At 71.6% G+C, this 26,781-nt stretch carries 21 protein-coding genes; 9 read left to right on the top strand and 12 right to left on the bottom strand.

Features of this window, described 5'->3' with window-relative positions; genetic code table 11:
* Window positions 1-76: 76 nt before the first annotated feature.
* Together ACWDR3_RS03545 and ACWDR3_RS03540 are read right to left on the bottom strand one after the other, a co-directional pair.
* Complete coding sequence (locus ACWDR3_RS03545; RefSeq protein ID WP_450350478.1) at window positions 77-1,492, bottom strand: VCBS repeat-containing protein; 1,416 nt, start codon at window positions 1,490-1,492, stop codon at window positions 77-79.
* A 29-nt stretch (window positions 1,493-1,521) separates the two neighbouring features.
* Window positions 1,522-3,033 (bottom strand): polysaccharide pyruvyl transferase family protein, encoded by a 1,512-nt coding sequence (locus ACWDR3_RS03540; protein WP_450350477.1) that lies wholly within the window; start codon window positions 3,031-3,033, stop codon window positions 1,522-1,524.
* A gap of 170 nt (window positions 3,034-3,203) precedes the next feature.
* Between ACWDR3_RS03540 and ACWDR3_RS03535 the strand changes: the two genes are divergently transcribed.
* On the top strand, window positions 3,204-4,550 hold the full coding sequence (locus ACWDR3_RS03535; RefSeq protein ID WP_450350475.1) for a pectate lyase family protein: 1,347 nt from the start codon (window positions 3,204-3,206) through the stop codon (window positions 4,548-4,550).
* 109 nt (window positions 4,551-4,659) lie between these two features.
* On the opposite strand, the gene metG is transcribed toward ACWDR3_RS03535, so the two are convergent.
* Together metG and ACWDR3_RS03525 are read right to left on the bottom strand one after the other, a co-directional pair.
* Window positions 4,660-6,384, bottom strand: a complete 1,725-nt coding sequence (gene metG, locus ACWDR3_RS03530; protein ID WP_450350474.1) for a methionine--tRNA ligase — start codon at window positions 6,382-6,384, stop codon at window positions 4,660-4,662.
* Window positions 6,385-6,529: 145 nt separating this feature from the next.
* Window positions 6,530-7,996, bottom strand: a complete 1,467-nt coding sequence (locus ACWDR3_RS03525; protein WP_450350472.1) for a VWA domain-containing protein — start codon at window positions 7,994-7,996, stop codon at window positions 6,530-6,532.
* A gap of 233 nt (window positions 7,997-8,229) precedes the next feature.
* Here ACWDR3_RS03525 and ACWDR3_RS03520 point away from each other — a divergent pair, with 233 nt between their 5' ends.
* The gene (locus tag ACWDR3_RS03520) at window positions 8,230-10,317 is read left to right on the top strand and encodes a PhoX family protein (protein ID WP_450350470.1); all 2,088 of its coding nucleotides are present in this window, start codon (window positions 8,230-8,232) and stop codon (window positions 10,315-10,317) included.
* Window positions 10,318-10,332: 15 nt separating this feature from the next.
* Here the strand turns inward: ACWDR3_RS03520 and ACWDR3_RS03515 are convergent, their stop codons facing one another.
* Window positions 10,333-11,331: a LysR family transcriptional regulator gene (locus ACWDR3_RS03515; protein WP_450350468.1), complete on the bottom strand. Its 999-nt coding sequence runs from the start codon at window positions 11,329-11,331 to the stop codon at window positions 10,333-10,335.
* A 174-nt stretch (window positions 11,332-11,505) separates the two neighbouring features.
* Between ACWDR3_RS03515 and snpA the strand changes: the two genes are divergently transcribed.
* Window positions 11,506-12,216, top strand: coding sequence for a snapalysin (gene snpA / locus ACWDR3_RS03510; RefSeq protein ID WP_450350466.1), 711 nt, complete (start codon window positions 11,506-11,508; stop codon window positions 12,214-12,216).
* A 104-nt stretch (window positions 12,217-12,320) separates the two neighbouring features.
* Here snpA and ACWDR3_RS03505 read toward each other — a convergent pair whose 3' ends face one another.
* From ACWDR3_RS03505 to ACWDR3_RS03495, 3 genes are read right to left on the bottom strand one after another with little or no spacing between them, the layout of a single operon-like run.
* On the bottom strand, window positions 12,321-14,255 hold the full coding sequence (locus ACWDR3_RS03505) for an FUSC family protein (RefSeq protein WP_450350465.1): 1,935 nt from the start codon (window positions 14,253-14,255) through the stop codon (window positions 12,321-12,323).
* A gap of 28 nt (window positions 14,256-14,283) precedes the next feature.
* On the bottom strand, window positions 14,284-15,282 hold the full coding sequence (locus ACWDR3_RS03500; protein WP_450350463.1) for an endonuclease/exonuclease/phosphatase family protein: 999 nt from the start codon (window positions 15,280-15,282) through the stop codon (window positions 14,284-14,286).
* Between the two features lie 35 nt (window positions 15,283-15,317).
* Window positions 15,318-16,055: an alpha/beta fold hydrolase gene (locus ACWDR3_RS03495; RefSeq protein ID WP_450350461.1), complete on the bottom strand. Its 738-nt coding sequence runs from the start codon at window positions 16,053-16,055 to the stop codon at window positions 15,318-15,320.
* Window positions 16,056-16,152: 97 nt separating this feature from the next.
* Here ACWDR3_RS03495 and ACWDR3_RS03490 point away from each other — a divergent pair, with 97 nt between their 5' ends.
* Together ACWDR3_RS03490 and ACWDR3_RS03485 are read left to right on the top strand one after the other, a co-directional pair.
* Window positions 16,153-17,589, top strand: coding sequence for an aminotransferase-like domain-containing protein (locus tag ACWDR3_RS03490; RefSeq protein ID WP_450350459.1), 1,437 nt, complete (start codon window positions 16,153-16,155; stop codon window positions 17,587-17,589).
* A 980-nt stretch (window positions 17,590-18,569) separates the two neighbouring features.
* The gene (locus tag ACWDR3_RS03485; RefSeq protein ID WP_450350458.1) at window positions 18,570-19,121 is read left to right on the top strand and encodes an SH3 domain-containing protein; all 552 of its coding nucleotides are present in this window, start codon (window positions 18,570-18,572) and stop codon (window positions 19,119-19,121) included.
* A gap of 110 nt (window positions 19,122-19,231) precedes the next feature.
* Here ACWDR3_RS03485 and ACWDR3_RS03480 read toward each other — a convergent pair whose 3' ends face one another.
* A complete protein-coding gene (locus ACWDR3_RS03480) occupies window positions 19,232-19,705 on the bottom strand; it encodes a hypothetical protein (RefSeq protein WP_450350457.1) in 474 nt (157 codons plus the stop codon).
* Window positions 19,706-19,819: 114 nt separating this feature from the next.
* On the opposite strand from ACWDR3_RS03480, the gene ACWDR3_RS03475 reads away from it, so the two are divergent.
* Both ACWDR3_RS03475 and ACWDR3_RS03470 read left to right on the top strand, forming a co-directional pair.
* Complete coding sequence (locus tag ACWDR3_RS03475; RefSeq protein ID WP_450350455.1) at window positions 19,820-20,992, top strand: PP2C family protein-serine/threonine phosphatase; 1,173 nt, start codon at window positions 19,820-19,822, stop codon at window positions 20,990-20,992.
* A 126-nt stretch (window positions 20,993-21,118) separates the two neighbouring features.
* Window positions 21,119-22,408 (top strand): hypothetical protein, encoded by a 1,290-nt coding sequence (locus ACWDR3_RS03470; protein WP_450350454.1) that lies wholly within the window; start codon window positions 21,119-21,121, stop codon window positions 22,406-22,408.
* Between the two features lie 12 nt (window positions 22,409-22,420).
* On the opposite strand, the gene ACWDR3_RS03465 is transcribed toward ACWDR3_RS03470, so the two are convergent.
* Entirely contained in the window at window positions 22,421-23,656 is a 1,236-nt protein-coding gene (locus tag ACWDR3_RS03465; protein WP_450350452.1) for an amidohydrolase, read from the bottom strand.
* Between the two features lie 124 nt (window positions 23,657-23,780).
* Between ACWDR3_RS03465 and ACWDR3_RS03460 the strand changes: the two genes are divergently transcribed.
* Window positions 23,781-24,617, top strand: a complete 837-nt coding sequence (locus ACWDR3_RS03460) for a membrane protein (protein WP_450350450.1) — start codon at window positions 23,781-23,783, stop codon at window positions 24,615-24,617.
* A 92-nt stretch (window positions 24,618-24,709) separates the two neighbouring features.
* Here ACWDR3_RS03460 and ACWDR3_RS03455 read toward each other — a convergent pair whose 3' ends face one another.
* A complete protein-coding gene (locus tag ACWDR3_RS03455; RefSeq protein WP_450350448.1) occupies window positions 24,710-25,018 on the bottom strand; it encodes a DUF6401 family natural product biosynthesis protein in 309 nt (102 codons plus the stop codon).
* A gap of 46 nt (window positions 25,019-25,064) precedes the next feature.
* Window positions 25,065-25,232 (bottom strand): hypothetical protein, encoded by a 168-nt coding sequence (locus ACWDR3_RS03450; RefSeq protein WP_450350446.1) that lies wholly within the window; start codon window positions 25,230-25,232, stop codon window positions 25,065-25,067.
* 111 nt (window positions 25,233-25,343) lie between these two features.
* On the opposite strand from ACWDR3_RS03450, the gene ACWDR3_RS03445 reads away from it, so the two are divergent.
* Window positions 25,344-26,687, top strand: a complete 1,344-nt coding sequence (locus ACWDR3_RS03445) for a tetratricopeptide repeat protein (protein WP_450350444.1) — start codon at window positions 25,344-25,346, stop codon at window positions 26,685-26,687.
* Window positions 26,688-26,781: the final 94 nt, after the last annotated feature.

The following is a 26,781-nucleotide window of genomic DNA, read 5'->3' as shown; positions in this document are numbered from 1 at the left end:
GGCGAGGGCCGACATACGAGGGGCGCCCGGGACTTCGGAGGTGAAGTCCCGGGCGCCCTGCGGCCGTTCGGACGGTTCAGATGATCCAGAGCAGTCCGTTGCCGCCCAGGAGCGTGCCGTTCTGCTGGCCGAGACCGACCGCCTTCGCCGTGAACACGCGGCTGCCCGTGGCCGTCGGACGGGCACTGGCGCCGGGGAACACCCAGACGGCGCCGGTGAAGTTGTTCTCGCCGGCCGCGCCGACGAACAGCTCCGGCTTGCCGTCCTTGTTGATGTCCCCCACCGAGACCGTCGTACCGAAGAAATCGTCGGTCTCGGAGGTGTCCGGGACCGACGGTGTGTCCTGGGAGAAGGAGTACGAGCCGGTGCCGAGGGCGCCCGAGGTGCGGCCCGGGATGATCGTCACCTGGCCCGCACGGGGGTGCGCGAGGTCCTCGTAGGGGGAGCCGACCACGATGTCGGCGAGGCCGTCGCGGTTGAGGTCGGCCACCGCGAGGGAGCCGCCGAAGGCGTCCTCCTTCTCGCTCGCGCCGGGGACCCCGGCGGTGTTCTGGGTGATCTGCACGGGCTTGGCGCTCGTCGCGATGCCCTGCTTGGACCCGTACCAGACGAGGATCCGGCCGCCGAGCGCGCCGTCGACGCCCGCCTTGGCCGGTTCGTCGGGGTCGCCGACCACGAGGTCCGCGCAGCCGTCGCCGTTGAGGTCGCCGGTGGCGGCGATGAGGCCGTTGCCCTGGAGCTGGTTGCCGTACGACGGGTCGGTGTACACCTCGCCGCCGCTCAGGTCGCTGAGCCGGGTGGTGACGACGACCGGGGCGGGGGTGCCGGCGCCGGAGAAGTCGCCGAGCGCGACGGACTCCGTGGACGGGGTCTCGCGGTTGTAGGTGACGGAGCCGTAGGTGCCCGTGCGGCTGAACGGTCCGCTGAAGAAGACGGTTCCGTCGTAGCCGGAGACCGCGATCCGGGTCTTGGCGCCGGCTCCGGTGCTCTGGGCGGCGACGTCGAGTCCGTAGTACGTCGGATCGTCGGCGGCCTTGGCCGGGGTCGGCAGGTCGGTGCCGCTCGTCAGGCCGCTCTTGCTCCCCCACAGGACCGTCACCGTGCCGGCGTCGGTGCCCTTGGTGGTGTCCTCGTAGGGCGAGGTGACGACCAGGTCGGCGTAGCCGTCGCGGTTGAGGTCGGTCGTGGCGGTGGCGGCGCCGAAACGGTCGTACGCCTCGGCCGTGCCCGGTATCCCGGCGGTGTTCTGGGTGAGCGTCTTGCGGCGCGCGGCGGCCAGGCCGGTCTTCGAGCCGTAGAGCACGACGACCGCGCCGGCCGCCTCCTTGCCGGAGACGTTCGCGCCCGGCGCGGGCAGGACGACGTCGCGGTAGCCGTCGCCGTTGAAGTCGCCGGGCACCGCGCCGTGCACGGCGGACGCGGGTGCGGCGGGCACCAGGGCGCCCCCGATCAGACCGGCGGCCACGAACGCGGCCACCCTCCATCTGCGCATGTCCGTGTATCCCCCGTCGACGCCTCGCGTCAGTCGCTGTTGGCAGGTGTCCTCGCGGCCGGCCCTCTGCGGGCGCGGCGGCGCAGGGCCGGCCCGAGCCGTACCAGGAGCCGCTTGTCGATGCCGGTCACCCGACGCTCCACCGCGGACAGCCGCTTCGCCGCGGCCGCCAACTCCTTGCGTACGGCGTCGAGTTGGCGTGCTGTCTCGCTCGCCCGCCGCTCGGCCGCGGCCAGCTTACCCCGTAGTTCCTTGTTCTCCCTGGCCTGTTTTGCGGCCCGCTCCCCGGCCCTGGTGTCGGCCGCGGTGATGCGCTCGCGCAGGCTGCTCATGCGGTAGCGCAGCTGGCCGTCGTCCCCGCCGTCCCAGACCGGCATCGACGCGGGCAGGTCGAGGCCGGCCATACGGGCCTCGAAGGCGGCGCCGCTGTCGCCGTGCGTGTAGGTGTTCTCCAGGCCGTTGCGGTCGAGGAAGGCGGTGATGCGGTCGAAGCGCTCGCCGTGGCCCTTGAGCATCGCGGAGAAGTCGGCCTCTTCGTACAGGTCCCGCGGGTCGGTGCCGGCGGTCAGCTCGGTGAGCGGGCGGTGCGGGATGTCGAAGTAGCGGCAGAGTTCGAGGGTGCGCGAGTCGTGGGTGAGGACGACGCTCGGGGTGCCGGCCAGCAGGGCCGCGACGTTGCCGTGGATGCGGGTGCCGTAGGCGAAGTCGTACGCGCGCAGCTCGTCGATCCAGGTCGCCGGGTCCAGCGGCATGCGGACCTTGTTCTCCTGGAGGAGGGCGTGGCTGAGCTGGAGCGGGAAGGGGTCCGCGTGGCCGGACTCGGGGGTGGTGTCGCCCCACATCAGCAGTTCCGCGTCGGCGGTGTTCTGCGCGTAGTACGTGAGGTGGGGGTAGCGCTCCCAGGCGGTGCGGGCGATGCCCGCGATGTCGCCGACGGGGATCGCGTCCGGCGAGAGGTTCAGGGCGATACGGGAGTCGGAGGTGAGCTCCGAGGCCCGTATCTCGGGGAAGGCCGCGCCGTACAGGAACATCGACGGGCAGCCGATGATGTCCACGTCGTGGAAGCCGAGGTCGCGCAGGTAGCCGGCGGTCAGTTCGCCGCGGACGCCGATGGAGGCGGAGCGGTCCAGGACGGCGCGGGCGAAGCGGCGCACGGAGTCGGCCATCGGGCGCAGCCACTCGGTGTCGTAGTCCGCGGGGGCCTGGGCGCCGACGCCGAACACCACGACCGGGATGGTGAGCTGCTCGATCAGCGTCGACAGGCGGTCGAGGGAGCCCTGGAAGGCGGGGCGGAAGGCGTTGGCGAGCGGCACGACGAAGACGTCGTACTGCTCGTTGATCTCCGCGGCGCGGCGGGCCGAGGGGTCGGTCCTGATGCCGTTCGACGTCACTTCGGTGTCCGGGGTCGTCAGCATCTTGTGCGCGGAGTCGCTGAAGATGAGATTGCCCGTGTTCGTCCCGATCAGGTCCTGCTGGATGAACTCCGCCGGGGTGGCGACACGGAAGGGGCTCCTGCCGGAGCGGATCAGGATGCGTTTCACGAACGGAACCCTATAGCGAGGTAAATGTGGAGTGAAGGGAGCGTAAGAGATCGGTTGCTGTGACAATCGGCAACCTTTCTTGCGCGCGTGACCACTGATGAGTCGGAAGGTCCCTCCACGGGAGCTTCACGCACAGGACGTCTGTCTTCGCACCAGGTAAGGACTCATCCGTGGCCTCTGCCTCCCATCGCCGGTCCCTCCGCGCGCGCCGCACCGCCGTCGTCTGCGCCGCGGCCGTGGTCGCCGCCGCCGGCGCCGGTGTCGTCGTACTGAACGCGAACGCGGGCACGACCGCCGACCTCTACCACCAGACGCTCGCCGCCAAGGACGGCTGGGCGGCGTCCGGGACCGGCACGACCGGCGGTACGAAGGCGGACGCGGCGCACACCTTCACCGTCTCCACCCGCGCGCAGCTGGTGAAGGCGCTCGGCTCGGCCTCCGACACGACACCGCGGATCATCAAGGTCAAGGGCACGATCGACGCCGACACCGACGCCGCCGGCAAGAAGCTGACCTGCGCCGACTACGCGTCGGGCACCGGCTATTCGCTGACCGCGTACCTGAAGGCGTACGACCCCGCGACCTACGGCCGCTCCAAGCTGCCCTCCGGCACGCAGGAGAAGGCGCGGGCCGCGGCCCAGGACAAGCAGGCCAAGAACGTCGTCCTCAAGGTGCCGGCGAACACGACGATCGTCGGTGTCCCCGGTACCAAGGCCGGCATCACCGGCGGCATGCTCCAGATCCAGAACGTCGACAACGTCATCGTCCGCAATCTCACCTTCGCCGCGACCGAGGACTGCTTCCCGCAGTGGGACCCGTCGGACGGCGACGACGGCAACTGGAACTCGGCGTACGACTCCGTCACCCTGCGCGGGGCGACCCATGTCTGGGCGGACCACAACACGTTCACCGACGCGGCCCACTTCGACAGCGCCAACCCCACGTACTACGGCCGCGAGTACCAGATCCACGACGGCGCCCTGGACATCACCAAGGGCTCCGACCTCGTCACCGTCGAGCGCAACCAGTTCACCAACCACGACAAGACGATGCTGATCGGCTCCAGCGACACCGACAGCACCGGCAAGCTGCGCGTCTCCATCCACCACAACGTGTGGAAGGGCATAGTCCAGCGCGCCCCGCTGGCCCGCCTCGGCCAGATCCACCTCTACAACAACGTCTACGACACGACCGCGCTGAACGGCTACGCGCCGCAGTACAGCATCAACTCCCGCGCCAAGGCGCAGGTCGTGGCCCAGAACAACTACTGGAAGGTGCCGGCCGGCGGCAAGACCGCGAAGCTCCTCAGCGGCGACGGCACCGGCTCGATCGCGGGCTCCGGGAATCTCGTCAACGGCACGGCGACGAACCTGGTCGCCGTGTACAACGCCGCCGCGTCGAAGAAGATCAAGACGTCGGTGAACTGGACGCCGACGCTCACGGCGGGACTTGAGACGTCGGCGAAGAACCTGCTGACGGAGCTGGGGTCGACGACGGGGGCGGGCGTGCTGTCGTAGGAGCGGGCCGGCTCCTGGGACGGCTCCCAGAACAGGCGTGAGGCCCCGGGATGTTCACGGGTCCGGGGCCTCACGCCGCAATGCGTCGCGCCGCTACGGCGCTACGTCCTTACGCGGGCTCGCCGCCGAAGCGCTCCTTGTAGTTCTCCAGGTCCTCGTCCGTGAGCTTGGCGAAGAGGACCGGGGGGACGGTGAAGGGGGTGCCGACGGGGACCGAGCCGAGGGTGCGCGCCTCCTCGGGGGAGACCCAGGTCGCCGTGTCCTCGGGGAGGGCGAACGCCTGGCGCATGGCCTTCGACGAGGTCGGGATGAGGGGCTCGGAGACCACCGCGTAGAGGTGGATGAGGTTCATCGCCGTACGCAGGGTGAGGGCCGCCGCGTCCTTGTCGGTCTTGATCTCCAGCCAGGGGGCCTTCTCCTCCAGGTAGGAGTTGCCGGCCGACCACAGGGCGCGGAGTGCTGCCGCGGCCTTGCGGAACTGGAGGGCCTCCATCTGGGACTCGTACTCCGCGAGGAGTTCCGCGATCTGCTCGCCCAGCCGCGTCTCGGCCTCGCCGGGCTCGCCGCCCGCCGGGACCTCGTCGCCGAAGCGCTTCTTCGAGAACGACAGGACGCGGTTGACGAAGTTGCCGAGGGTGTCGGCGAGGTCCTTGTTCACCGTCGCCGTGAAGTGCTCCCAGGTAAACGACGAGTCGTCCGACTCGGGGGCGTTGGCGATCAGGAAGTAGCGCCAGTAGTCCGCCGGGAGGATGTCCAGGGCCTGGTCGGTGAAGACGCCGCGCTTCTGGCTCGTGGAGAACTTCCCGCCGTAGTACGTCAGCCAGTTGAAGGCCTTGACGTAGTCGACCATCTTCCAGGGCTCGCGGATGCCGAGCTCGGTGGCCGGGAACATCACCGTGTGGAACGGGACGTTGTCCTTCGCCATGAACTGCGTGTACCGGACGGGGTTCTCGCCGGCGCCGGACTCGTACCACCACGCCTTCCAGTCCCTGTTCTCCGGGTCCTCGTCCGACCACTCCTTCGTCGCGCCGATGTACTCGATCGGGGCGTCGAACCAGACGTAGAAGACCTTGCCCTCGGCCGCCAGTTCCGGCCAGGTGTCGGCGGGGACCGGGACGCCCCAGTCCAGGTCGCGGGTGATCGCGCGGTCGTGCAGGCCCTCGGTGAGCCACTTGCGGGCGATGGAGGACGCCAGCTGCGGCCACTCCTCCTCGTGCGCCGCGACCCACTCCTCGACCTCGACCTGGAGCTTCGACTGGAGGAGGAAGAGGTGCTTGGTCTCGCGGACCTCCAGGTCGGTGGAGCCGGAGATCGCGGAACGGGGGTTGATCAGGTCCGTCGGGTCGAGCACGCGGGTGCAGTTCTCGCACTGGTCGCCGCGGGCCCTGTCGTATCCGCAGTGCGGGCAGGTGCCCTCGACATAGCGGTCCGGGAGGAAACGGCCGTCGGCGGGCGAGTACACCTGGCGGATCGCGCGCTCTTCGATGAACCCGTTCTCGTTCAGACGGCGGGCGAAGTGCTGCGTGATCTCCCGGTTCTGCGGGGAGGAGCTGCGGCCGAAGTAGTCGAAGTCCAGCGCGAAGCCGTCATAGACCGCCTTCTGCGCGTCGTGCGCCTGCGCACAGAACTCCGCTACGGGGATGCCCTGCTCCTTCGCGGCCAACTCCGCCGGCGTGCCGTGCTCGTCCGTCGCGCAGATGTACAGCACGTCGTGACCGCGCTGGCGCAGGTAACGCGAGTAGGCGTCCGCCGGGAGCATGGACCCCACCATGTTGCCCAGGTGCTTGATCCCGTTGATGTACGGAAGGGCGCTGGTGATGAGGTGTCGAGCCATCGGGGGCTGCTCCCAGGTCGCGGTTTCTGCAAGCGGTTCTGCAGGTGTGAACCTTGAAATCGTAGCCGACATGTGTATGCCGTCCGCCTCCCGTTTTATTGGGTGGGAAGCGGACGGCACGGGGTGGGACGGGTGGAGTACGGACTTACGGGCGCCAGTCGATCAGGACGCCGTCGTAGAGTTCCGCGTCCGTGAGTTCCAGGGGGGTCGGGCCCGCGTGGAAGAAGGCCGTGTTGGCGGTCTTCAGTTTGCGGAGGTAGTCGAAGGCCTTGTTGTCGTGGTCGCCGAACGCGACGAACGAGAAGAACACGGAGGCGTGCGACTTGGCCGCGTCCGTGAGGGACTGGGTGGCCGGGGTCTTCGCGTCCGGGGCGCCGTCCGTCTGGAAGACGACCAGGGCGGGGGTGCCGGGGGTGGCGTTCTTGTCGTAGTGCGCGAGTACGGCTTCGACGGCGGCGTGGTAGCTGGTGCGGCCCATGCGGCCGAGGCCGGCGTGGGCGTCGTCGATCGCGTTCTCGGGGGAGGCGGGGGTGAGGTCTGTGGTGCCGTCCACTTCCGTGGAGAAGAAGACGACGTGGACGGTGGGGGTTTCCGCCGGGTCCAGGTGGGTCGCCAGGGCGAGGGTCTGGTCGGCGAGGGCCTGGGCGGAACCGTCCTTGTAGTACGGGCGCATGCTCGCGGAGCGGTCCAGGACGAGGTAGAGCTTTGCCTGGGTGCCGGTGAGGTTGGCCTTGGCGAGGGCGGTCCCTGCGGGGTCTGTGGGGGCGGGGACCTCGGCCTCGGCTGCGCCTTCGGCCTCGATGATGTTCCCACCCGCACCACCCGTGCTGCTTTCGTTGTCGGGTGCGGGTGGCCCCTGTGGGGCTTCCTCGACATCGGCGGCCGCGGGTTCGGGGGTGGTGACCGCTGGTTCGGGGGTGGCAGCGGCGGGTTCAGGGGTGACGGGCTCGGGAGTGGCGGTAGCGGGCGGGTCGGTGACCGCGGCTGCTTCCGGTTCGTCGTTCGTCGTCGCTACCGGTTCAGGGGTCGATTCCGGTTCCGGCGTCTCGGCCGCGGGCTCCTCTTCAGTCGGCACCAGCACGATCACCGCCTCGGCGATGACCTCTTCCTCTTCCGTTACCGGCGTCTCGGCAAGCACGACCACCGGCTCCGCCACCGCGGTGACCGGCTCCTCGGCGGTGACCTCTTCTTCCTCTTCCACGATCACCGTCTCGGCAGGCACGACGACCACGACCGGTTCCGCCACCAGCGGTTCCGGCTCCGGCGTCGGCTCCTCCGTCACCGGAGTCTCGGTCACCGGCTCCGCAGTGGTCGTCTCCTGTCCGGAGACCTGTTCCTCGACGAGCCGCTCGCCCTCCACCGGTGAAGCCGGCTTCGGGACCGCGACCTTGTCGAAGGCGGCCGCCACCAGATCGTGCTCGTCGGAGTCGGACGAGGACTGTGGCTGTGACTGTGCGGGGACCGTCGGCTGCGGAGCGGGGGACGGCTCGGTCGGTGTGACCGGCGTCTCCTCCGTCCGCTGCGAAGGGGTTCGGTCCGCACCCTCTGCTTCGGCGGCACGCCCCTTGCGTGACCTGCCGAACGCGTTCCGCAGGAGAGTGAGAATGCCCATGTGCGCAACCCTTCGCGTGAGTTGAAGCCCGTCAATCCCTGGCCAGGACGGACACGTAAGGTTAGCGGCCCCGGGCGGCGATCTTGGGCAGGGGCGGGAGACAGTAGCGGGCCCTGTGTCAACAGCCCCGCGGCCAACCGGGGTTCACCTTTCGTTCAACCCGCGTCAGCGCTCCCGCACATGCGTGCCCCTAGCGTCACGCTCAAACCAAGGGCATGCAAGGGGAGAGTAAAGTGCGCAAGCAGTTGCCGATCATCGGGATGCCGTCCGACTCGCACCCGGGAGGACGATCCTCCCTGACCTGTCGTTTCCGGTGTGGTGACGCCTGTTTCCACGAGGCGCCCAACACCAGCTCCAACGAGTACGTCGGTGACGTCATCGCCGGTGCCCTCGGCCGCCGTTCGATGATGCGGGCCGCCGCCGTCGTCACGGTCGCCGCCGCTGCCGGTTCGGCCGGTGTGGTCGGGGCCGCCCGGCCCGCGGAGGCCGCGGTCCAGGAGGCGTCCGCGGAATCCGCCAAAACGCACAAACCCCAGGGCAAAGCCGCGCGCGGACTCCGGTTCGGCGCCGTCGCCCCCAACACCGCCGACGCCGTGGTCGTCCCCGACGGGTACGCGCAGAACGTCGTCATCCGCTGGGGCGAGCCCATCCTGCGCGGTGCCCCCGCCTTCGACCCGGAGAACCAGACGGCCGCCGCCCAGGCCGGGCAGTTCGGGTACAACAATGACTTCCTCGCCCTGCTGCCCGTTCCGGGTGAGCACCGGCGGCAGCTGCTCGTCGCCAACCACGAATACACCGACGAGGTGTTGATGTTCCGCGGGTACGACCCCGCCAACCCCACCCGCAACCAGGTCGAGGTCGCCTGGGCCGCGCACGGTCTCGGTGTCGTGGTCGTGGAGGAGGACCGGCGCACCGGCGCCCTGCGTCCCGTCCCCCGGCACCACCTCAACCGGCGCGTCACCGTCACCACCGAGTTCAAGGTGACCGGGCCCGCCGCCGGCAGCGACCTGCTGAAGACCTCCGCCGACCCGACCGGCCGCAAGGTCCTCGGCACGCTCAACAACTGCTCCGGCGGGACCACCCCTTGGGGCACCACCCTGCACGGCGAGGAGAACTTCAACCAGTACTTCGCCAACGGCGCCCGCGCGACGGACAAGCGGTACGGGCTCGTCGCCGGGGCCACCGAGCGCAAGTGGGAACGGTTCGACAAGCGGTTCGACGTGCTCCAGGAGCCCAACGAGTCGCACCGGTTCGGGTATGTCGTGGAGCTGGACCCGTACGACCCGACCTCGACGCCCCGCAAGCGCACCGCCCTCGGGCGCGTGAAGCACGAGGGCGCCACCGTCCGGCTCACCGACGACGGTCGTCCCGTCGTCTACACCGGTGACGACGAGCGGTTCGACTACTTCTACAAGTTCGTCGGCAGCAAGAAGATGAAGAAGGGCAGCAGCCGGGCCGCGCGGGAGCACAACCTAACGCTGCTCGACGAGGGGACCCTGTACGTCGCCAAGCTCACCGGCGACTCCCCCGCCATCGAGATCGACGGGACCGGGAAGCTGCCCGCCGACGGTGAGTTCGACGGCAGCGGTGAGTGGATTCCGCTGGCCACCGCCACCGCGAAGGGTGCCGTCTCGCACGTCGAGGGGATGACGGTCGAGGAGGTCCTCGTCTTCACCCGGCTCGCCGGTGACAAGGTCGGCGCCACCAAGATGGACCGGCCCGAGGACATCGAGCCCAACCCGCACACCGGCAAGGTCTACGTCGCCCTCACCAACAACACCAACCGCGGTGTCGGTGCGAACGCCCCCGTCGACGAGGCCAACCCGCGCAACGCCAACAAGCACGGGCACATTCTGGAGCTGACCGAGCGTCACAACCGGGCCGACAGCACGAAGTTCGCCTGGACGCTGTTCCTCGTCGCCGGTGACCCGAAGGATCCCGCCACCTACTTCGCCGGGTTCCCGAAGGACGACGTCAGCCCGATCTCCTGCCCGGACAACGTGGCCTTCGACCCGCACGGCAACCTGTGGATCTCCACCGACGGCGCCCAACTCGGCTCGCACGACGGGCTGTTCGGCGTGGCGACCAAGGGTCCGCGGCGCGGTGAGCTCAAGCAGTTCCTGACCGTGCCGAACGGCGCCGAGACCTGCGGTCCGCTCGTGCAGGACCGGCGTGTGCTGGTGGCCGTGCAGCACCCGGGCGAGATCGCCGGCGCGACCGTCGAGAGCCCGGCGAGCGTCTGGCCCGACGGACCCGGCAAGATCGTGCGCCCGGCCGTCGTCGCCGTGTGGCGCAAGGACGGCTGCGACATCGGCGTCTGATCCGGACGACAGCCCCTAAGGGAGGGCTGGAGCGGGCTCGGGTCTGGGGTCCCCGCCTTCGGGCGTAGGTCTCATGACTTCGCCTTCGGGCGTGGGTCTCGCACCCTCGCGTTCCAGCCACTCCCGGTACGCCGGTGCCTCCCGTGCTGCCTCCCAGTACGCCTCGCGCAGCGCGGGCAGGGCGCCGTCCAGGTCCGTCTCCGTGCGGGCCGCCAGCAGGAGCCGTACGCCCAACGGGTCGCCGTGCAGGCGGCGTACGGCCATGTCGGGGCGGGGGAGGCAGGACGGCTGGCAGACGGTGACGACCTCGCCGGTGTCCACCAGGGCGGCGGCCGTGTGGTAATCGCCGTGCAGGACATGGGGGTTGATGCCCGCCGTGCGGAACATGTGCTGCACGGCGTCCCACTCGCCATCCACCGTGGGGTCGATCATCCAGCGGTCCTCGGCCAGTTCGGAGACGTGCACCGAGGCGTGCGCGGTGGCCGGGTGGCCGGCGGGCAGGGAGACGAACTGCGGTTCGCGCTCGATCAGGACGCGCAACGGCAGCCCCTCGGGGATGCGCAGCGGGGAGCCCTCGACCTCGTGCACGAAGGCGACGTCCAGCTGGCCGTCGGCGACCATGCGCAGCAGGGCGTTCGGGGAGACGTTCATGTGCAGGGTGGGATCCTGGCCGTGGGCGCGCAGCCGGCGCAGCCAGCCCGCCAGGGCGCGGCTCGCGGTGGAGCCGACGCGCAGTTCCTGGCCGCCCGTCGCGGCGGCCCGGGCCTCGCTGACCAGGGAGCGCATTTCGGCCACCAGCGGGCGGGCGCGGCTGAGCACCAGGCGGCCCAGCGGGGTGGGCCGGCAGCCGGTGCGGGCCCGGACGAAGAGCGGGCCGCCCAGCTCCTGTTCGATCCGGCGCAGCTGGGTACTCAACGACGGCTGGGCGACACCGAGTTGGCGGGCAGCCCGGTGCAGGCTGCCGGTGTCGGCTATGGCGCACAGTGCACGGAGGTGCCTCACCTCTAGGTCCATGCAAACGGAGCGTAAAGCGGAAGCAGACGTTTCACCAGACGCACAAAACCCGCCCGGCACACACGAATTGGGTCCCCGATAGGGCGGTGCTATCGCCGACTGCCATCATCACAGCCGGGCCACAGGCACAGAAACTCCTCGGTGACGAGACTCACCCCCACCTAGGAGTCCTCGATGAACAAGTCCCTGTCCCTGCATGCCCGTTCGGCGCTCGCGACCGGTATCGGGCTCGCGGTCCTCGGTCTCGGTACGGCGGTTCCGGCCGCCGCCGCCACGGCCTCGGCGCCCGCCCCGCAGGTCGGCACCTCCGGCTACTCGGCCTACACCGGCTCCCCCGCCGAATCCGACGCCAACCAGGCCTTCTTCCAGGCGGTCCTGAAGTCGGTCGCCGAGAAGCGCGCCGCCAACCCGACCAGCGCGGCGGCCGTCACCGTCATCTACGACGCCTCCCGCGCGCCCACGTTCGCCACCCAGATAGCCCGCTCCACCTCGATCTGGAACGGCGCGGTGACGAACGTCAGACTCCAGTCCGGCTCCGCGTCCAGCGCCGACTTCAGCTACCGGGAGGGCAACGACTCGCGCGGCTCGTACGCCTCCACCGACGGCCACGGAAGCGGGTACGTCTTCCTCGACTACCGGCAGAACCAGCAGTACGACTCGACGCGCGTCACCGCGCACGAGACCGGGCACGTGCTCGGGCTGCCGGACCACTACACGGGCCCGTGCAGCGAGCTGATGTCCGGCGGCGGCCCCGGCACGTCCTGCACCAACTCGAACCCCAACGCGGCCGAGCGGGCCCGGGTGAACCAGCTGTGGGCCAACGGCCTCGCCGCCGCCCTCGACCAGGCCATGAGCGACAAGTCCCTGCAGAAGTCCGGGCGTTAGGAACCAGCAGCCGGACTGTCCCCCCAGCACCCACCACCCCCCACCCGGTGCGGGTCGCCTTCTGCACAAGGCGGCCCGCACCCACCTGTGTCGGGAGGCGGACGTCAGTGCGGTGAGGCGATCGCCCGGGCCGCCGCCACCTCTTGCCGCAGCGGTTCCAGCACGCTCCCGGCCGGCCCGGTGAGATCGGTACGGACCTCCACCAGCACCTCGGACTCCCGTACCCCGTCCGCCAACTCCCGCAGTTGAAGTGCGACTTGATGGATCTCCCCGGCTGACGGCGGAGCCGCTCCGTGGCGCACCCGCACCCGGGCCGCCGTCGTCGCGTCCACGATCCGTTCCACGGCGACGACCAGCGGCCACCACGCGGCGGCCCGGCGGCCGGTCGGCGGGGGTTCGGTCAGGGCGCGCTGGAACTCGGTGCGGATGACGGAGAGATCGCGGTAGAGGCGGCGCCGCATCCGGGCCCGCGCGGCCGGTTCGGTGGCGTCGCCGAACGCGGACTCGACGTAACGCGCGGTGTCGGTGACCGCGTCCGCGAGGCGGTCGCCGACGCGGGTGTGCCAGCTCTCCGGCCACAGCAGATACCCGGCGACCAGCGCGATGCCGCAGCCCATGAGGGAGTCGAGCAGGCGGGGCAGGAGCAGGGCGGTGCCCTGGTGGTTGAGGACGTCGGACAGGAGCAGGATCACCGGGGTGATGGCGGCGGTCTGGTAGCCGTAGCCGCGTGGGGTGAGGAGCGGGATCAAGGGGGCCAGGCAGAGCAGGACCGCCACGTCCCACCAACCCCGCGGTACCTGCGAGAGCACCGCCGCCGCGACGAGCAGGCCCGCCACCGTGCCGAGGGCGCGCAGCAGGGCGCGGGAGAAGACGGAGCCGAAGTCCGGCTTCATCACGAAGGTGATGGTGAGCGCGACCCAGTACGAACGCGGCACCGGCACGATCGAGACCAGGGCCTGAGCGATGCCGATGCACAGGGCCAGCCGCAGTCCGTAGCGCCAGGAGGCGGCGGAGAGCGTGACGTTGCGCAGGGCGCGGGCGGTGCGGATGCCGAGGGCGGCGGGGCGGCCGAGGCGGTCGTCGATGCCGCGCGGGTCGACGTCGGGCCGGGCGACGACCTCGGCCGCGTGGCGCAGGGCGTGGTCGACGGCGCGGGCGGTCTCCGAGGCGGGCACGGGGAGTTGGAGCCCTATCGGTCCGGTGTAGCCCGTCTCCACCGCGTGCGCGAGGTGGCGCACCGCTTCCGGGATCTCGGCCGGCATGGGGACACCGGCGAGGTGGGCGGCGGGGGCGGCCTCCACGACCGGGGTGATGGCGTTCAACTGGGCCAGCAGGCGGGTCAGTTCGGTGCTGCGGCCGTGGTGGCGGGCGCGCCGGGCGAGGATGAGGTCGTAGGACTGGTTGAGGGACTGGGTGACGGCGTGCCGGGCCTCGTCGTACTCCTCCCGCCCGCAGGCCGCCATCAGGTCGGCCACCTGCCGGTAGGTCCCGCCGACCGCCGCCCGCTCCGGCACCCCCGACCTGAGCGGCCACGCCAGCAGCGCGAGGAGCAGCACCAGCAGCCCGCCGCCGGACATCAGCAGCGGCGCAAGCCACCACGCGCCGGGCAGCGGCAGACCCGCGCCGATCACGCAGTTGAGAAGCAGGAGCAGTCCGGATACGGAGGCCACCGCGCCGATCGTCGAGATCATCCCGGAGGCCAGCGCGACCGCGGTGACGGCGACGACCGCGAGCCAGCCGCGGCCCTCGACCAGCGCGCCCAGGGTCACGCCGATCGCGCCGAAGAGCTGCGGGATCGCGATCTTCAGCAGCCGCATCCGGTACGCGTCGGCGGTGTCGCTGATCACGCCGGACAGGGCGCCCATGGAGGCAAGCGCGCCGTACGCGGGGCGGTCCGCGGCGAGGCCGATCAGCAGGGGCAGGGCCATCGCGATCGCGGCGCGGGCCACGGCGGGGCGGTTGACGGGGGTCTGCTGGGCTCGGAGGTTCCGCACCAGCCAGTCGGGAGGGGTGAGGCCGATGGGGAACTCGCGGGGCATGCGCCCATTATGGGCACCCCGCCCTGACTCAATCGCGCTGGTGGAGCGTGATGTCGACGACCAGGGCCCGGTGGTCGGTGTCGGCCAGCGTGAGGAAACGGGCCTTGCTCGCGGAGAAGTCCCGCGACACCAGGACGTGGTCGATCTGCGCGCCGATCACCCCGGCCGTGCGGGACGGCCAGCTCGGTGTGCGGTCGTGACCGGCGAGCCGGGCCGCGTCGCGCAGCCCGGTGCCGAGGATCCCGCGGAAGGCCGCGTGGTCCTGGGAGGCGTTGAAGTCCCCGGCCAGGATGGTGGGCGCGTCCCGGTCGGCGGCGGCCACGTCCCGCAACCGGCCCAACTCCCGCCGCCAGACATCGAGTTGACCTGGCAGCGGAGGCATCGGATGCGCGAGCTGCAGCCGTACGGACGCGCCGCGCACCTCCGCGACGGCTCCCGGCATGCCCATCGTGGCGGGGACGGTGTCGGTCGCGCGCAGGGGGAACCGGCTGAGGATGATCGACCCGGTTGAGCCGCCCGCCCGGACGGCCGCGCGGTAGGGGTATGTGTCGCCGAAGGTCCCCTCCAGCGTGTCCTGGCAGGTGTACTCGCACTCCTCCACGAACACGATGTCCGGCTGCTCGCGCCGCACCACGGTGACCAGCGAGGGGGCGCCCCGCCCGAACTCCACGTTCGAGGTGAGCACCTTGAGCTCGGCGACGGCGGGCCCGTCGGGCTCGTCGCCGCTGCCGTACGGCTCGATGAACCAGGCCAGTAGCCCGAGCAGGACGATTCCCCAGACCATCCCGATCCGCCAGCGCGCCAGCAGAGTCAGCAGCAGGGCGAATGCGGTGGGCGCGAGCAGCCAGGGCAGGAAGGCGAGGATCTGGGGGACGGGGGTGAAGCCGTCGCTGTCGAGGAGACGACAACCGACGATCAGACTCAGGGCGGCGAACAGGAGCCCCGCGCACCAGGCCGCGAGGAGCCGACCGCCGTGCCGCTCGGGTGTGTCACCGGAGACCGTCCACTCCGCAGCCGCAGTGTCCAAGTCCCGGCCTTCCGTTCACGGATGGGTTGTCCGAATCATCCCACGCGCGCCAGAAACTTCCCCAGCGTCTCGTTGAACTCCGCCGGTCGCTCCAGGTTCGGCAGATGCGCCGCCCCCTCGATCACCCGCAACGTCGAATCGGGCAGCGCCGCGTGCATCGCCTCCGCGTCGGAGACCGGGGTGTACTCGTCGTCGGCACCCACGACCACCAGGGCCGGCACGGTGACCCGGGTGAGCAGGTCGCGGTAGTCGGGGCGGGCGGCCCGGGCGCGCAGGGCGGCCGCGGCGGCCTCGGGCGCGGTGCCCGTCATCATGCGGTGCACGTGCGCCTTGACCTCGGCGTCGGCGTACGGCGCCACCATCTTCTCCAGCACCTCGTCGGCGTACCCGCGCATGCCCTCCCGCAGCAGCCGGTCCGCCATGGCGTGCCGCACCTCGACGCCCTCGGGGGTCTCGGCGGCCGGGAAGGTGTCGGCGAGGACCAGGCCCCGGACGCGGTCCGGGAACCGCCGGTAGCAGTCCATGACGATCTGGCCGCCCATGGAGAGACCGCCCAGCACGCACGTCTCCACGTCGGACTCGTCCAGCAGCGCCTCGACGTCCTGCGCGAACTGCTCGAAGGCCGTGATCCCGGGGGACGGCGGGGAGGCGCCGTAGCCGCGCAGGTCGGGGGCGAGGACGCGGCGGGTGGTGGAGAAGGCGGTGAGTTGCGGGTGCCACATCGTGTGGTCGAAGGGGTGGCCGTGGATGAGGACGAGCGGGATCGGCGGCATGTGATCGACGGTAGGCAGGGGCAACTCCTCGGTGCAATAAAATCTTTGCCCTCGGTGCAATGGTGAGCATGAACGATGGGCATGGGTGGGGCTTCGAATGGGACGACCGCACGACTACCGCCGGATCGCCGACCGCATAGGCGCCGACATCGCCGCCGGACGGCTCCGCCCGGGCGAACGGCTGCCCCCGCAGCGGGCGTTCGCGCGTCGGCACGGGATCGCCGCCTCGACGGCCGAGCGGGCGTACGGCGAACTCGTGCGGCGCGGGCTGGTGGTGGGCGAGGTCGGCCGCGGCACCTTCGTACGGGCCGCCGCCCCGCAGCCGGCCGGGCGCGCGCTCACCGAGTCGGCCGCCGAAGAACCGGACGGCCCGATGCCCGGTCATCCGTCCGCGCCGGTCAACCTGGAGCTCAACTACCCTTCCGTGCCCGGCCAGTCGGAGCTGCTCGCGCCCGGCCTCGCCCCGCTCCTGCGCCCCGACGTCCTGACCGAGGCCCTCCGCCCGGCCCCGGTCACCGGCACCCCGTCCGCCCGCGAGGCCGTGTCCGAACTGCTCGCCGTCCCCGGTTGGCGCCCCGACCCCGCCGGTCTCCTCTTCACCGGAAACGCCCGTCAGGCCATCGCCGCCGCCCTTGCCGCACTGGTCCGCCCGGGCGGCCGGGTCGGCGTGGAGGAGTTGACGTATCCGCTGGTCAAGGAGATCGCGGGGCGGCTGGGCTGCACGCTGGTGCCGTTGCCGGGCGACGAGGACGGGCCGCTGCCGGACGCGGTGGCCGCCGCCCATCGCACGGCTCCCCTCTCCGCGCTCTATCTCCAGCCGACGCTGCACAATCCGACGGCACGGACGATGGGCGCCGGGAGGCGGCACGAACTGGCGGAAGTCGTAAGGGACTTGGCCATCCCTGTGATCGAGGACCGCATCTGGTCCTTCCTGGACGCGGCGACCGCCGCCGCCGCATCTTCCGCCGCCGCCCCCTTCGCCGCCCACGCCCCCGAACTCACCCATGTCGTCGACGGGTTGTCCAAGCGGGTCGCGCCGGGGCTCACCGTCGGCTTTCTCGTCGTGCCGCCGCAGCGGGTGGAGACGGTGGCGGCGGCCGTGCGGTCCGGGGGATGGAGTGCGGGGCGGTTCGCGCTGGAGGCGGGGGTGCGGTGGATCGGGGACGGGACGGTGGCGCGGCTGGTCGCGGCGAAGCGGGCGGACGCGGTGCGTCGGCAACGGTTGCTGGCCGAGGTGCTCGACGGGTTCCGGGTGCGGTCGGATCCGCGGGCCTACTTCGCGTGGTGGGAGCTGCCCGCCCCCTGGCGCGCGGACACCTTCACCGCGGCCGCGGCGGCCCACGGCATCGCCGTCACCCCGGGTTCCGCCTTCGCCGTCGATCCGCGCCGGACGCCGGACGCGGTCAGGCTTGGACTCGGGTCGGCTGGGTTCCCGGATCTGGAGCGGGCGTTGCGGATGCTCGGCGACGTCGTACGAGGTGCAGGACGAGGTGTCCCCAGCGGGCCGCGAGCCATGTGGTCACCGCGACCGTGAGGCCCAACGCCAGGAGCAGCCAGGCGGTTTGGCGGAGGGTCGTGGTGAGGGCGTCGTAGATCGCCGCCGCGGCGGGGCGGTGGGTCTCGTCGGGGAGGTCGGTGAGGGTGAGGTGGCGGCCCAGGGCGACGGCGAGGCCCAGGGCGGCGCCGCCGAGGGCCGTGCCGAGGGCGGTCGCGGTGAGGGCGCGGCGGCGGCAGGCGGCGAGCGCGATGCCGGCCACGGCGAAGACGACGGCCGCCAACGGCAGCCAGAAACCGGCGACTTCCAGCACGTGGAAACCCTTTCGGAACCGGTCCGCTTCCTGGGCCGGGAGAACGGCGACTCGGGTGTGTTCGACGGGGATGTCAGCGGCCAACGGCACGTGGTCGGTGGCCAGTTGGTGTTTGAGTCGGGCGGTGATCGGGGCCAGGTCGACGGTCACGTCACCGCGGTCGGCCTTGTCCCGCAGCGCGGTCAGCACGGCGTCGTGGACGGCCCGGTTGCCGGTGTCCCAGGCCGTGCGGAAGGCCGCGGTCGCGGTGAACGAGCGGACCGCGTCCCGTACGAAGGGGCGCGCGGCGGCGGGCATCGGGCCCGCGTCGGTCCGGTCGTCGACCTCGCGCATGATTCCGGACCCGACCGAGTCGGCGACGGCGTCCCGCACCGCCGGGTCCCTGGCCAGCGGCGCCATCGTGGTGACGTACCGGCCGGTGTCGGCGAGCCCGTACGCCGCCCAGGCCGCCAGCGCGCCGAACGGCGCGAGGAGACACGCGAGGGTGAGCAGAGCGGCCGCCAGGGCGCTCCTGAGACGGGAGGGCACCCTCTCAGGCAAAGCGGTCGGGGGCGGGGGCGCGAGCGCGGTGACTGCAAATGGGTGCACGCTGCGAGCCGAACGGGCGCTGTGCGTCGGAAACCGTGGCGGAGCTGGACGTTTTGCCCTCCGGTGGAGGGTTCACCCGAACGGGTGTTTCCTGGTGCTGGGGAGAAGGAGGCCGATCATGCGCACCACTCCGGCCCTGCGGACCCTGGCCGCGGTACTGCTCACCGGTGGCACCCTCGTCGCCGCGGCGGCGGGCACCACGGCCACAGCCGCTGCCCCGCCGACGTACGCCGACGGTCATGGCGACGGCGGCGGATCCGGCGGTCCGATCTGGGGCACCATCGTCTCCCGCTCCGCACTGAACGTGCGGTCGGGTCCCACCGTCAACTCCTCCGTCGTCGACCAGCTCTCGCCGGGCAGTCAGGACCGTGTCGAGTGCATGGTCCAGGGCCAGAGCGTCAACGGAAACCCGTACTGGTACTGGCTCGTCGGCGCCCAGGGCTGGGCGAGCGCCGCCTTCGTGGACACCAACGGGCAATGGGTGCCGACCTGCGCGGACCCGTGTCCGCAGTGGCGGGACGGCAACTGGTCCAACGCGAACTGGAACGACCCGAACTGGAACGACGGCTCCTGGGCCACGTCGAGCTCCGGTTCCTGGAGCGCCTCGGGTTCGTGGAGCTTCAGCGCCTCCGGATCCTCCTCGTCGGCCTGGGACTGGCTGCCTTGGTGACGCTGCCTCGGTGAGGTGAGGGAAACCGAGGGAGAGACCGAGGAAGTCAGGGAACGCGTGGGCCCCGGCGGGCAAGTCCGCCGGGGCCCACGCGTGTGCCGTGTCGTACGTCAGCGCAGGCGGTTTCCCTCGCCGTCCTCGCGCGTGTAGTAGCGGTAGAAGAAGACACCGAAGACGGCCGCCGTGACGACGATGCCCAGCGCCACCGAGCGGTAGATCGACTCGCCGGTCTGGCTGTAGAGGAAGCCGACCGCGGCGCCCGCGAAGCCGGACTTCACCAGCGAGTGCAGTTCGCGCTTGAGCAGCGGGGCGAAGGTCGCGACCGCCAGGCACAGCACGATGAACGCGGCCGCGGTGACGAAGCCGAACAGGATGTTCCAGCCGGTGATCTCGCCGCCGCCGCGCCGGTTCGCCGCGGCCCAGTAGCCGTAGACGAGTCCGAGGATCACCGGGATCCCGTAGCGCGCCGCCCGGTGCACGCGGTCGTCGAAGATGTCGGGTGTGTGGATGGGCCGGGTCGTCCGGGTCAGCCGGCCGCTCGTCCTGCCGCGCATCCCGCCGGGCGTGGGTGCCGCTTGAGCCATGAGAGTGCTCCTCTCTCTCCTCGCCCCCGACTTCCAGAGCACACCTGGAGAAGGCAGCTGGCAAGTCGTCGTGCCCGGATGCGGGCGGTGTGGGCCCGTGTTTCGCTGGGCCGCATGCGACGGGCCGGGGCCGGGCGCGGCGACCCGGCCGCCCGGCATCAGATGCTGCGGGTGCGGGGGCGCAGTGTGGCCTGGGTGCCGCCGCTGGTGCTGCTGCTCGCGATCGCCGTCGTGGACTGGAACACCACCGGTGAGTTCCGGATCATCTCCTGGATCGTGCTCGTGCCCGGGATCGCCGCCGCGATCTGCGGGGTGTGGGGCACCGCCGTCATGTCCGTGCTCGCGGTCCTCACCTACGTCGTGGTCGACAGCGCGTGGCCCGGCGAGTACCAGGCCGGCTGGCCCGACTTCGTGCTCGTCCTCATCGGCGGCATCCTCGCCACCCTCGCCTGCGCGGTCCGCGTCCGCGGTGAGCGCCGCATGCTGCACATCCGGGACGTCGCCGACACCACCCGCCGTACCGTGCTGCGCCCCCTGCCGCCGCACTGGGGCGGCCTCGAACACGCCGCCGTCTACCTCGCCTCCGACGTCGAGGCACGCGTCGGCGGCGACTTCTACGACATCCAGCCCGGCTCGCACGGCACCCGCGTCCTCGTCGGCGACGTGCAGGGCAAGGGGCTGGGCGCGGTGGAGGCGGCGTCCGCGCTGCTGGGCACGTTCCGGGAGGCCGGGTACCACGAGGCGGATCTCGGCACGGTCGCCGAGCGGCTGGAGACACGGATGCTGCGGCACCGGCGCCGTAACGCGGCGCTCGGCCCGGACCGGGGGGCTCCTGGCAGCCTGCTGGACAGCGACCGGTTCGCCACCGCCGCCCTCGTCGGCTTTCCCGAGGACGACCCGTGCGCCGTGGACGTGCTCCTTTTCGGCCACGAACCCCCGCTGATCGTCGGTCCCGACGGCGTACGTCCCGTGCCGCCCGGCGACGGCCTTCCGCTCGGCCTCGGTGAACTCGCCGTGGACGGGCCGCCGTCCGTGCGCCGGGTGCCGCTCGCGCCCGGCGAGACGCTGCTGCTCACCACCGACGGGGTCACCGAAGCCCGGGACGCGGACGGGGAGTTCTACCCGCTCGCCGCCGACCTGGCCCGTGCCGTCGCCGCCGATCCGCGCACCGCCGAACCCCGGCGCCTGGTCGCCTTCGTACGGGATCGCACCCTGCGCCACTGCGGCGGGCGGCTGGTCGACGACACCACGGTGTTCGCGGTGCGGCGGGACGGGGAACGGGGGTAGGGGGTACGGGAGCGACGGGGGATGCGGGTGGTCGGAAGTGGACGTTTGCAGTCCTGAGACCCACCTTTGCAGCCGCAGCGGTTACGGTGCTGGCGTACGTGATCGTCGGGGGATGGGGAGGGAACGATGCCCGGAACCGTGCTGCTGCTGGCCGCTTCACCGGTCGGCAAGGGGTGTCTGGTGGACGCGGCCTCGGTGCTCCCGGTCCTCGCCGCCGTCCCGCCCGCCGTGCTGTCCGGCACGGACACGGCCAACGTCGTCGAACTCGCCGATCCGCTGGAGCCGCAGGCCGTTCTGACGCGGTTGCGTGCCGCCGCGACCGCGCCGGGTCCCTTGACGCTCTTCGTCACCGGGCAGCTCCAACTCGACCGCCGGCAGCGGCTGCCGCACCTCGCGCTGGCCCGCACGACGCCGGCCACGGTCCGCTACACGGGGCTGCCCTGGCAGTGGATCCGGGAGGAACTGCGGCTGCGGCCGCCTGGCACGACGACGATCCTCTTCGATCTGCATGCGGACGTGGAGGCGTGGGAGTGGTTGCGGTCGAGTCCGCTCGACTGCGGTCGCAACAGTGCGGTGTACGGCCGTGTCGCGCCGCCGCCGGGTCGGCGGACCGTGGCTGTTCCTACGTATATGAAGGCCGTGGCGACGATTCTGCGCAGTGGGTTTCGGCCGGCGGTGGAGCAGTTGCATCAGCAGGCGTTGGCTCGGGTGGGACCGGACGGTTTCGCGGACCTGCTGTTTTGTATGGAGCCCGGGGTGGTGGGCGCCGTCCCTGGGGGCTTCGCCCCCAGACCCCCTTATCGGCCTGAACGGCCTCGTCCTCAAACGCCGGACGGGCTGGAAAGTGAACGGAGTTACGGCGGGACCGCCGATCCAGGCAGAGCCCTCGATCCCGGCAGAGCCCTCGATCCCGGCAGAGCCCTCGATCTCGGCAGGACCGCCGATCTCGGCAGAACCGCCGATCTCGGCAGAACCGCCGATCCCGGTAGGCGTCCCGACCCCTACGCCGAAATCTCCGCCGCCGTCCAATCCGGTCGCCACCCCGACGCCGACGCTCTCGCCGCCACCCACGAGCAGCTTGCCGTGCGTGCTCACGGGTCCGGGTCCGAAGCCGCGTTGCACTGGGCCGAAGTGCGGGCGGATCTGGCGATGTTCGCGGGGGATCCGGTGCGGAGTTGCCGGACCTGGCTGGCGGTGGCCGGGGCGCGGCTGACGGCCGGGCAGGCGGCGGACGCGCCGGACGTGGAGGCGGCCGTGGACCGGGCGCACCACCAGTGGGGGCAGGTCGTCGATCCGGTCGCCGCGCGTGAACTCGGCGCGGCACTGGCCGACTTGAGGTCCCGGGTGCCGGGGCGGCGCGAGGGCGCGCTGGATCATGTGCAGCGCCAGTTGCGGCAGTTGCAGACGCAGAACTAGGGATATCCCGGGCTAGAGCAGATACGCCAGCGCTCCCGACACCAGCGTCCGTACCCCGGGCGCCACCGTCGACAGGTCCGGGGCGAAGTGCGGGCTGTGGTTGCTGGGGACCGCGTCGAACTTCTCCATCAGGTCCGTGCCGGGCGCCGCGTCCCAGGTCTCGGCCGGGGTGGAGGTCACGAACCAGTAGGAGTACGGGAGTTCGCCGAGCGCGAGGCGGGAGAAGTCCTCGCTGCCCATCGCCGGGCCGGGGTCGAAGACGGTGGCCGCGCCGAAGACCTCGCGGTGGACGGCGGCCACGCGGTGGTCGGTGTCGGGGTCGTTGACGGTGACCGGGAACTCGTCGCCCAGGATCAGCTCGGGCTCGCGCGGGCAGCCCGCCGCACGGCACTCGCCCTCCACGATCCGGCGGACCGCGGCGACCATCCGGTCCCGTACCGCAGGGGACTGGGTGCGGAGGTTGAGCCAGATGCGGGCGGTGGCCGGGATGATGTTCGGGGCCGTGCCCGCCTCGATGCGGCCGACGGTCAGGACGGCGGACTCGCGGGGGGCGATCTCCCGGCTGACGACCGTCTGGAGGCGGGTGACGATGTGCGCGGCCGTGACTATCGGGTCGACCGTCGTCTCCGGGCGGGAGCCGTGGCCGCCCTCGCCGTGCACCACGATCTCGACGTCCGTCGAGGCCGACATGATCAGTCCGGGCACGTGCGCGTACAGGCCCGCCGGGCCCGGCGCCACATGCTGGCCGAGCAGTACGTCGGGGCGCGGGAAACGGTCGTAGAGCCCGTCCTCGATCATCGCGGCGGCGCCGCCCCCCGTCTCCTCGGCGGGCTGGCCGAGGACGAGGAGCGTGCCGGACCAGGTGTCGCGGCCGGCGGAGAGCGCGGCGGCGGCGCCCGCGAGCCAGGTGACGTGCAGGTCGTGGCCGCAGGCGTGCATCAGGCCGGGGGCGGTGGAGGCGTAGGGCAGGCCGGTCTGTTCCTCGACCGGCAGCGCGTCCATGTCGGCGCGCAGCAGGACGGTCGGTCCGTCGCCGTTGCGCAGGAGGCCGGCGACGCCGGTGCCGCCTATGCCCTCGGTGGTCTCGTAGCCGGCGGCGGTGAGGCGCCGGGCGAGCAGGCCCGCCGTGCGGTGCTCCTTGAACGCCGGTTCCGGGTGGCGGTGCAGGTCCCGGTAGAGGTCCTCCAGTGCCGGGGTCGCGAGGTCGGCGGTGATATCCAGGGCGGCGCGCGCGGCGGCAGAGGTCATGCGGGCAGCGTATGGGGCCCGGACGTCACCCGCATGGGGGCGTTCGCGCGGCCGGAGTCCGGTGGCGCTGCTATCCACGGAGGAGGGGGACGGTCACCACCGATTCCACCGAAGGAAGGCCCTGATGGCCACCACGCCCACCACCGCCACCACGCTGTCCATAGATTTCACGCAAGGCCTCAACGACGCCTGGTCGAAGGTCGCCCAGTTCGTACCGAAGCTCGTCGGCTTCCTGGTCGTGCTGGCCATCGGCTGGTTCATCTCCAAGATGATCGCCCGTGTCCTGGACCGGGTGCTGCGCAAGGTCGGCTCGGAGCGACTGTCCGAACGGGCGGGCACGCAACGGCTGTTGCGCGAGTCCAAGTACGACATGACGGGCATCGTCTGCAAGATCGTCTACTACGCGCTGATGCTGATCACCCTCCAGCTCGCGCTCGGCGTCTTCGGCGCCAACCCGGTCTCCACGATGATCAACGGCATCGTCGCCTGGCTGCCGCGCGGCATCGTCGCGGTCGTCCTGATCGTGGTCGCCATGGCCATCGCGAACGCCGTGCGCTCCATCGTCACCGGCGCGCTGTCCTCGGTCTCCTACGGCCGCACGGTCGGCACCGTCCTGTGGGCCTGCATCCTCGCCCTGGGCGTCATCGCCGCCCTCGGCCAGGCGGGCATCGCCACCACCGTCACCCAGCCGGTCCTGTACGCGGCCCTCGCGACCGGCGCCGGCATCCTGATCGTCGGTGTCGGCGGCGGCATGATCGGCCCGATGCGCCAGCGCTGGGAGCGCATGCTGACCACCGTCGAGACGGAGTCGACCCGGGCCAAGGGCAGCATGGCGGCCTACCAGGCGGGCCGCCAGGACGCCCTCTCCAACCAGCCGGTACGCGACCGCACGGACATGCGCGGCGGCGACATGGGCATGGGCGGCGGCGGTATGGACATGCGGGGCCCCGGCGAGATGTGACCCCGCCGGTCACCAGCGGGCGGCGGGCGGCTGTCGGTGCGCACGAGGAGGTGCGTGCCGGTGGCCGCCCGCTCTCTCTACGCCCGCTGTCTCTACGCCCGGTCGGCCAGCAGATCGTGCTGGTGCACCAGCCAGCTGATCGCGGTCAGCCGGCACACCGCGTAGTCGTGGCCGACCGGCTCCCGCCAGTCGATCTCCTCCAGCGCGTCGAGAAAACCGAGCGCGTAGTCGGCGAGCACCTCGCGGTGCGGGGGCCGGGGGATCAGTCCCGAGTGATTGACCGCGAGCCGTTCCCTGAGCTCGGCCACGTGCTGATCGACGGCGGCCACGAATCCGGGCTCGAACGCGAACTCCGCGAAGCGGGGCGCGAACGAGCCGGCGATTCTGGCCAAGGGGGACATTTCTCTACGGTAAGCGGGCCGGGGGCGGTTGATTACGTGATTTCCCTCACCGCTGAGTCGTCGTGTGTCGTACCTGCTCACGGGCAGGATCGGGCCCACTGGCCCGGGCCGGGCCCGTGTTCGCCGCGAGGATCAGGGTCACCACGGTGACCACGGCGGCGGTCAGGCCCCTGGCGTAACGCTGGGCGGTGCTGGTGCGTTCGAGCACGGTCACCTCGCAACAGCCAAATGTTGAACGAAAGCCAACGGTTAAACACGTTTACTGTGCGGTTTAACCTAGGGGCTGACAGCGGCGAACGGCAAGGGGCGCAGGGGGAGTTGGGCGATGACGGACCGCGATGACCCGGGCACGATCGGGCGAAGAGTGCAGCATCTGCGGGCCGAACGGGGGCTGACCCAGAAACAGTTGGCCGAGCCCGCGTACACCCCCGCCTATATCTCCACCCTGGAGGCGGGCCGGGTGCGCGCCTCCGACGAGGCGCTGCGGCACATCGCCGAGCGGCTCGGGGTGGCGTACGAGGAGCTGGCGACGGGGCGGCCGGCCCATCTCGCGACGGATCTGCGGCTGCGGCTGACCGAGGCGCAGCGCACGCTCGCCACCGGTGCGGCCGAGGAGGCGGCCGGGCAGTACGCCGCGCTGCTCGCCGAGGCGGAGGGGCACGAACTGGCCGACGTCGAGGCCGTCGCCCTGCTCGGGCTCGGCGAGTGCGCCATCGACACCGGCGAACTGGCCGCCGCCCGGCTGTACTTCGAGCGCTCCGAGCAGGCCCTCGCCGACGCGCCCCTGCCCGCCCGCGTGCCCGCCCTGCGCGGCCGTGCCGTCTCGCACTACCTGGCCGGCGAACTCCGTTACGCCGTCTACCTGTTGGAGTCCACGCTCGACGAACTCAACCGCGGTGGACTGCACGACCCCGACGCCCTGCTCCTCCTCTACGCCAGCATCATCGGCCCGTACATGGACATGGGCGCCCAGGCCCGCGCCGCCCAGGCCGCCGAGTTCGCGCTCGCCCTCGCCCCGCAGTCGCAGGACCCGGCCCTGATCGCCCGTATGCACCGCTCGGTGGCCCGCACCCTGCTCGCCGAGGGCCGGATCGCCGAGGCCGACGCCTCCCTCGTCAAGGCCGCCGAGCTCTACCGCACGCTCCAACTCCGCACCGAGCTCGCCAACTGCCACTGGATGCGCGGGTACGTCTCCGCGCAGAACGGCGAACTGGAGCGCGCCGAGGGCGAGTTGCGCGAGGCCCTCGCCATGCTCACCGCGAAGCGCGCCGCGCTGTACAGCAGCCAGGTCGCCGTCGAGCTGGCCGACGTACTGCACCGGCGCGGCAAGTCCGACGAGGCCGCCGCGATCCTGGAGGACGTGCTGGGCGGCCTCAGTTCCGAGCGCGGCGCCCTGCACTCCGCCGCCGCGCACCGCCTGCTCGGCATCATCGCCGAGGACGCCCGCGACACGGACGCCGCCGAGGAGCACTACGTCCGCGCCCTGAGCCTGCTGGAACGGGCCGGCGCCGCCGGCGACCTGGCCGACCTGTGCCGCCTGCTGGGCGACCTGCTCCACCGCACGGGCCGGGTGGAGGCAGCCCTGGACGCCTACCGCACCGGCCTCGGCCACCGCACGTCCCCCGGCACGACGACCCTGGGCCCGGCCCCGGCGCAGCCGCCTCTGTGACGTCGACGGCCGACCCGCCCCTGTGACCCACAGCGCTCTCCCCGGCGAACCCGGGGTGGTGCACAGCGGTAGCCGTTAGCCTGCGCGGGACGTT

The sequence above is a fragment of the Streptomyces sp. NPDC001002 genome (genome assembly GCF_053599215.1).
This window is presented reverse-complemented; position numbering and strand designations above follow the sequence as displayed.

What these genes read in the sequence shown, in the direction of transcription:
- ACWDR3_RS03515 (WP_450350468.1), bottom strand. Translation starts at nt 11,331, where the DNA reads ATGGACCTAGAGGTGAGGCACCTCCGTGCACTGTGCGCCATAGCCGAC.
- ACWDR3_RS03455 (WP_450350448.1), bottom strand. Translation starts at nt 25,018, where the DNA reads ATGTCCCCCTTGGCCAGAATCGCCGGCTCGTTCGCGCCCCGCTTCGCG.
- ACWDR3_RS03505 (WP_450350465.1), bottom strand. Translation starts at nt 14,255, where the DNA reads ATGCCCCGCGAGTTCCCCATCGGCCTCACCCCTCCCGACTGGCTGGTG.
- ACWDR3_RS03525 (WP_450350472.1), bottom strand. Translation starts at nt 7,996, where the DNA reads ATGGGCATTCTCACTCTCCTGCGGAACGCGTTCGGCAGGTCACGCAAG.
- ACWDR3_RS03465 (WP_450350452.1), bottom strand. Translation starts at nt 23,656, where the DNA reads ATGACCTCTGCCGCCGCGCGCGCCGCCCTGGATATCACCGCCGACCTC.
- ACWDR3_RS03445 (WP_450350444.1), top strand. Translation starts at nt 25,344, where the DNA reads ATGACGGACCGCGATGACCCGGGCACGATCGGGCGAAGAGTGCAGCAT.
- ACWDR3_RS03495 (WP_450350461.1), bottom strand. Translation starts at nt 16,055, where the DNA reads ATGCCGCCGATCCCGCTCGTCCTCATCCACGGCCACCCCTTCGACCAC.
- ACWDR3_RS03475 (WP_450350455.1), top strand. Translation starts at nt 19,820, where the DNA reads ATGCGACGGGCCGGGGCCGGGCGCGGCGACCCGGCCGCCCGGCATCAG.
- ACWDR3_RS03545 (WP_450350478.1), bottom strand. Translation starts at nt 1,492, where the DNA reads ATGCGCAGATGGAGGGTGGCCGCGTTCGTGGCCGCCGGTCTGATCGGG.
- ACWDR3_RS03460 (WP_450350450.1), top strand. Translation starts at nt 23,781, where the DNA reads ATGGCCACCACGCCCACCACCGCCACCACGCTGTCCATAGATTTCACG.
- ACWDR3_RS03490 (WP_450350459.1), top strand. Translation starts at nt 16,153, where the DNA reads ATGGGACGACCGCACGACTACCGCCGGATCGCCGACCGCATAGGCGCC.
- ACWDR3_RS03485 (WP_450350458.1), top strand. Translation starts at nt 18,570, where the DNA reads ATGCGCACCACTCCGGCCCTGCGGACCCTGGCCGCGGTACTGCTCACC.
- ACWDR3_RS03470 (WP_450350454.1), top strand. Translation starts at nt 21,119, where the DNA reads ATGCCCGGAACCGTGCTGCTGCTGGCCGCTTCACCGGTCGGCAAGGGG.
- ACWDR3_RS03480 (WP_450350457.1), bottom strand. Translation starts at nt 19,705, where the DNA reads ATGGCTCAAGCGGCACCCACGCCCGGCGGGATGCGCGGCAGGACGAGC.
- snpA (WP_450350466.1), top strand. Translation starts at nt 11,506, where the DNA reads ATGAACAAGTCCCTGTCCCTGCATGCCCGTTCGGCGCTCGCGACCGGT.
- metG (WP_450350474.1), bottom strand. Translation starts at nt 6,384, where the DNA reads ATGGCTCGACACCTCATCACCAGCGCCCTTCCGTACATCAACGGGATC.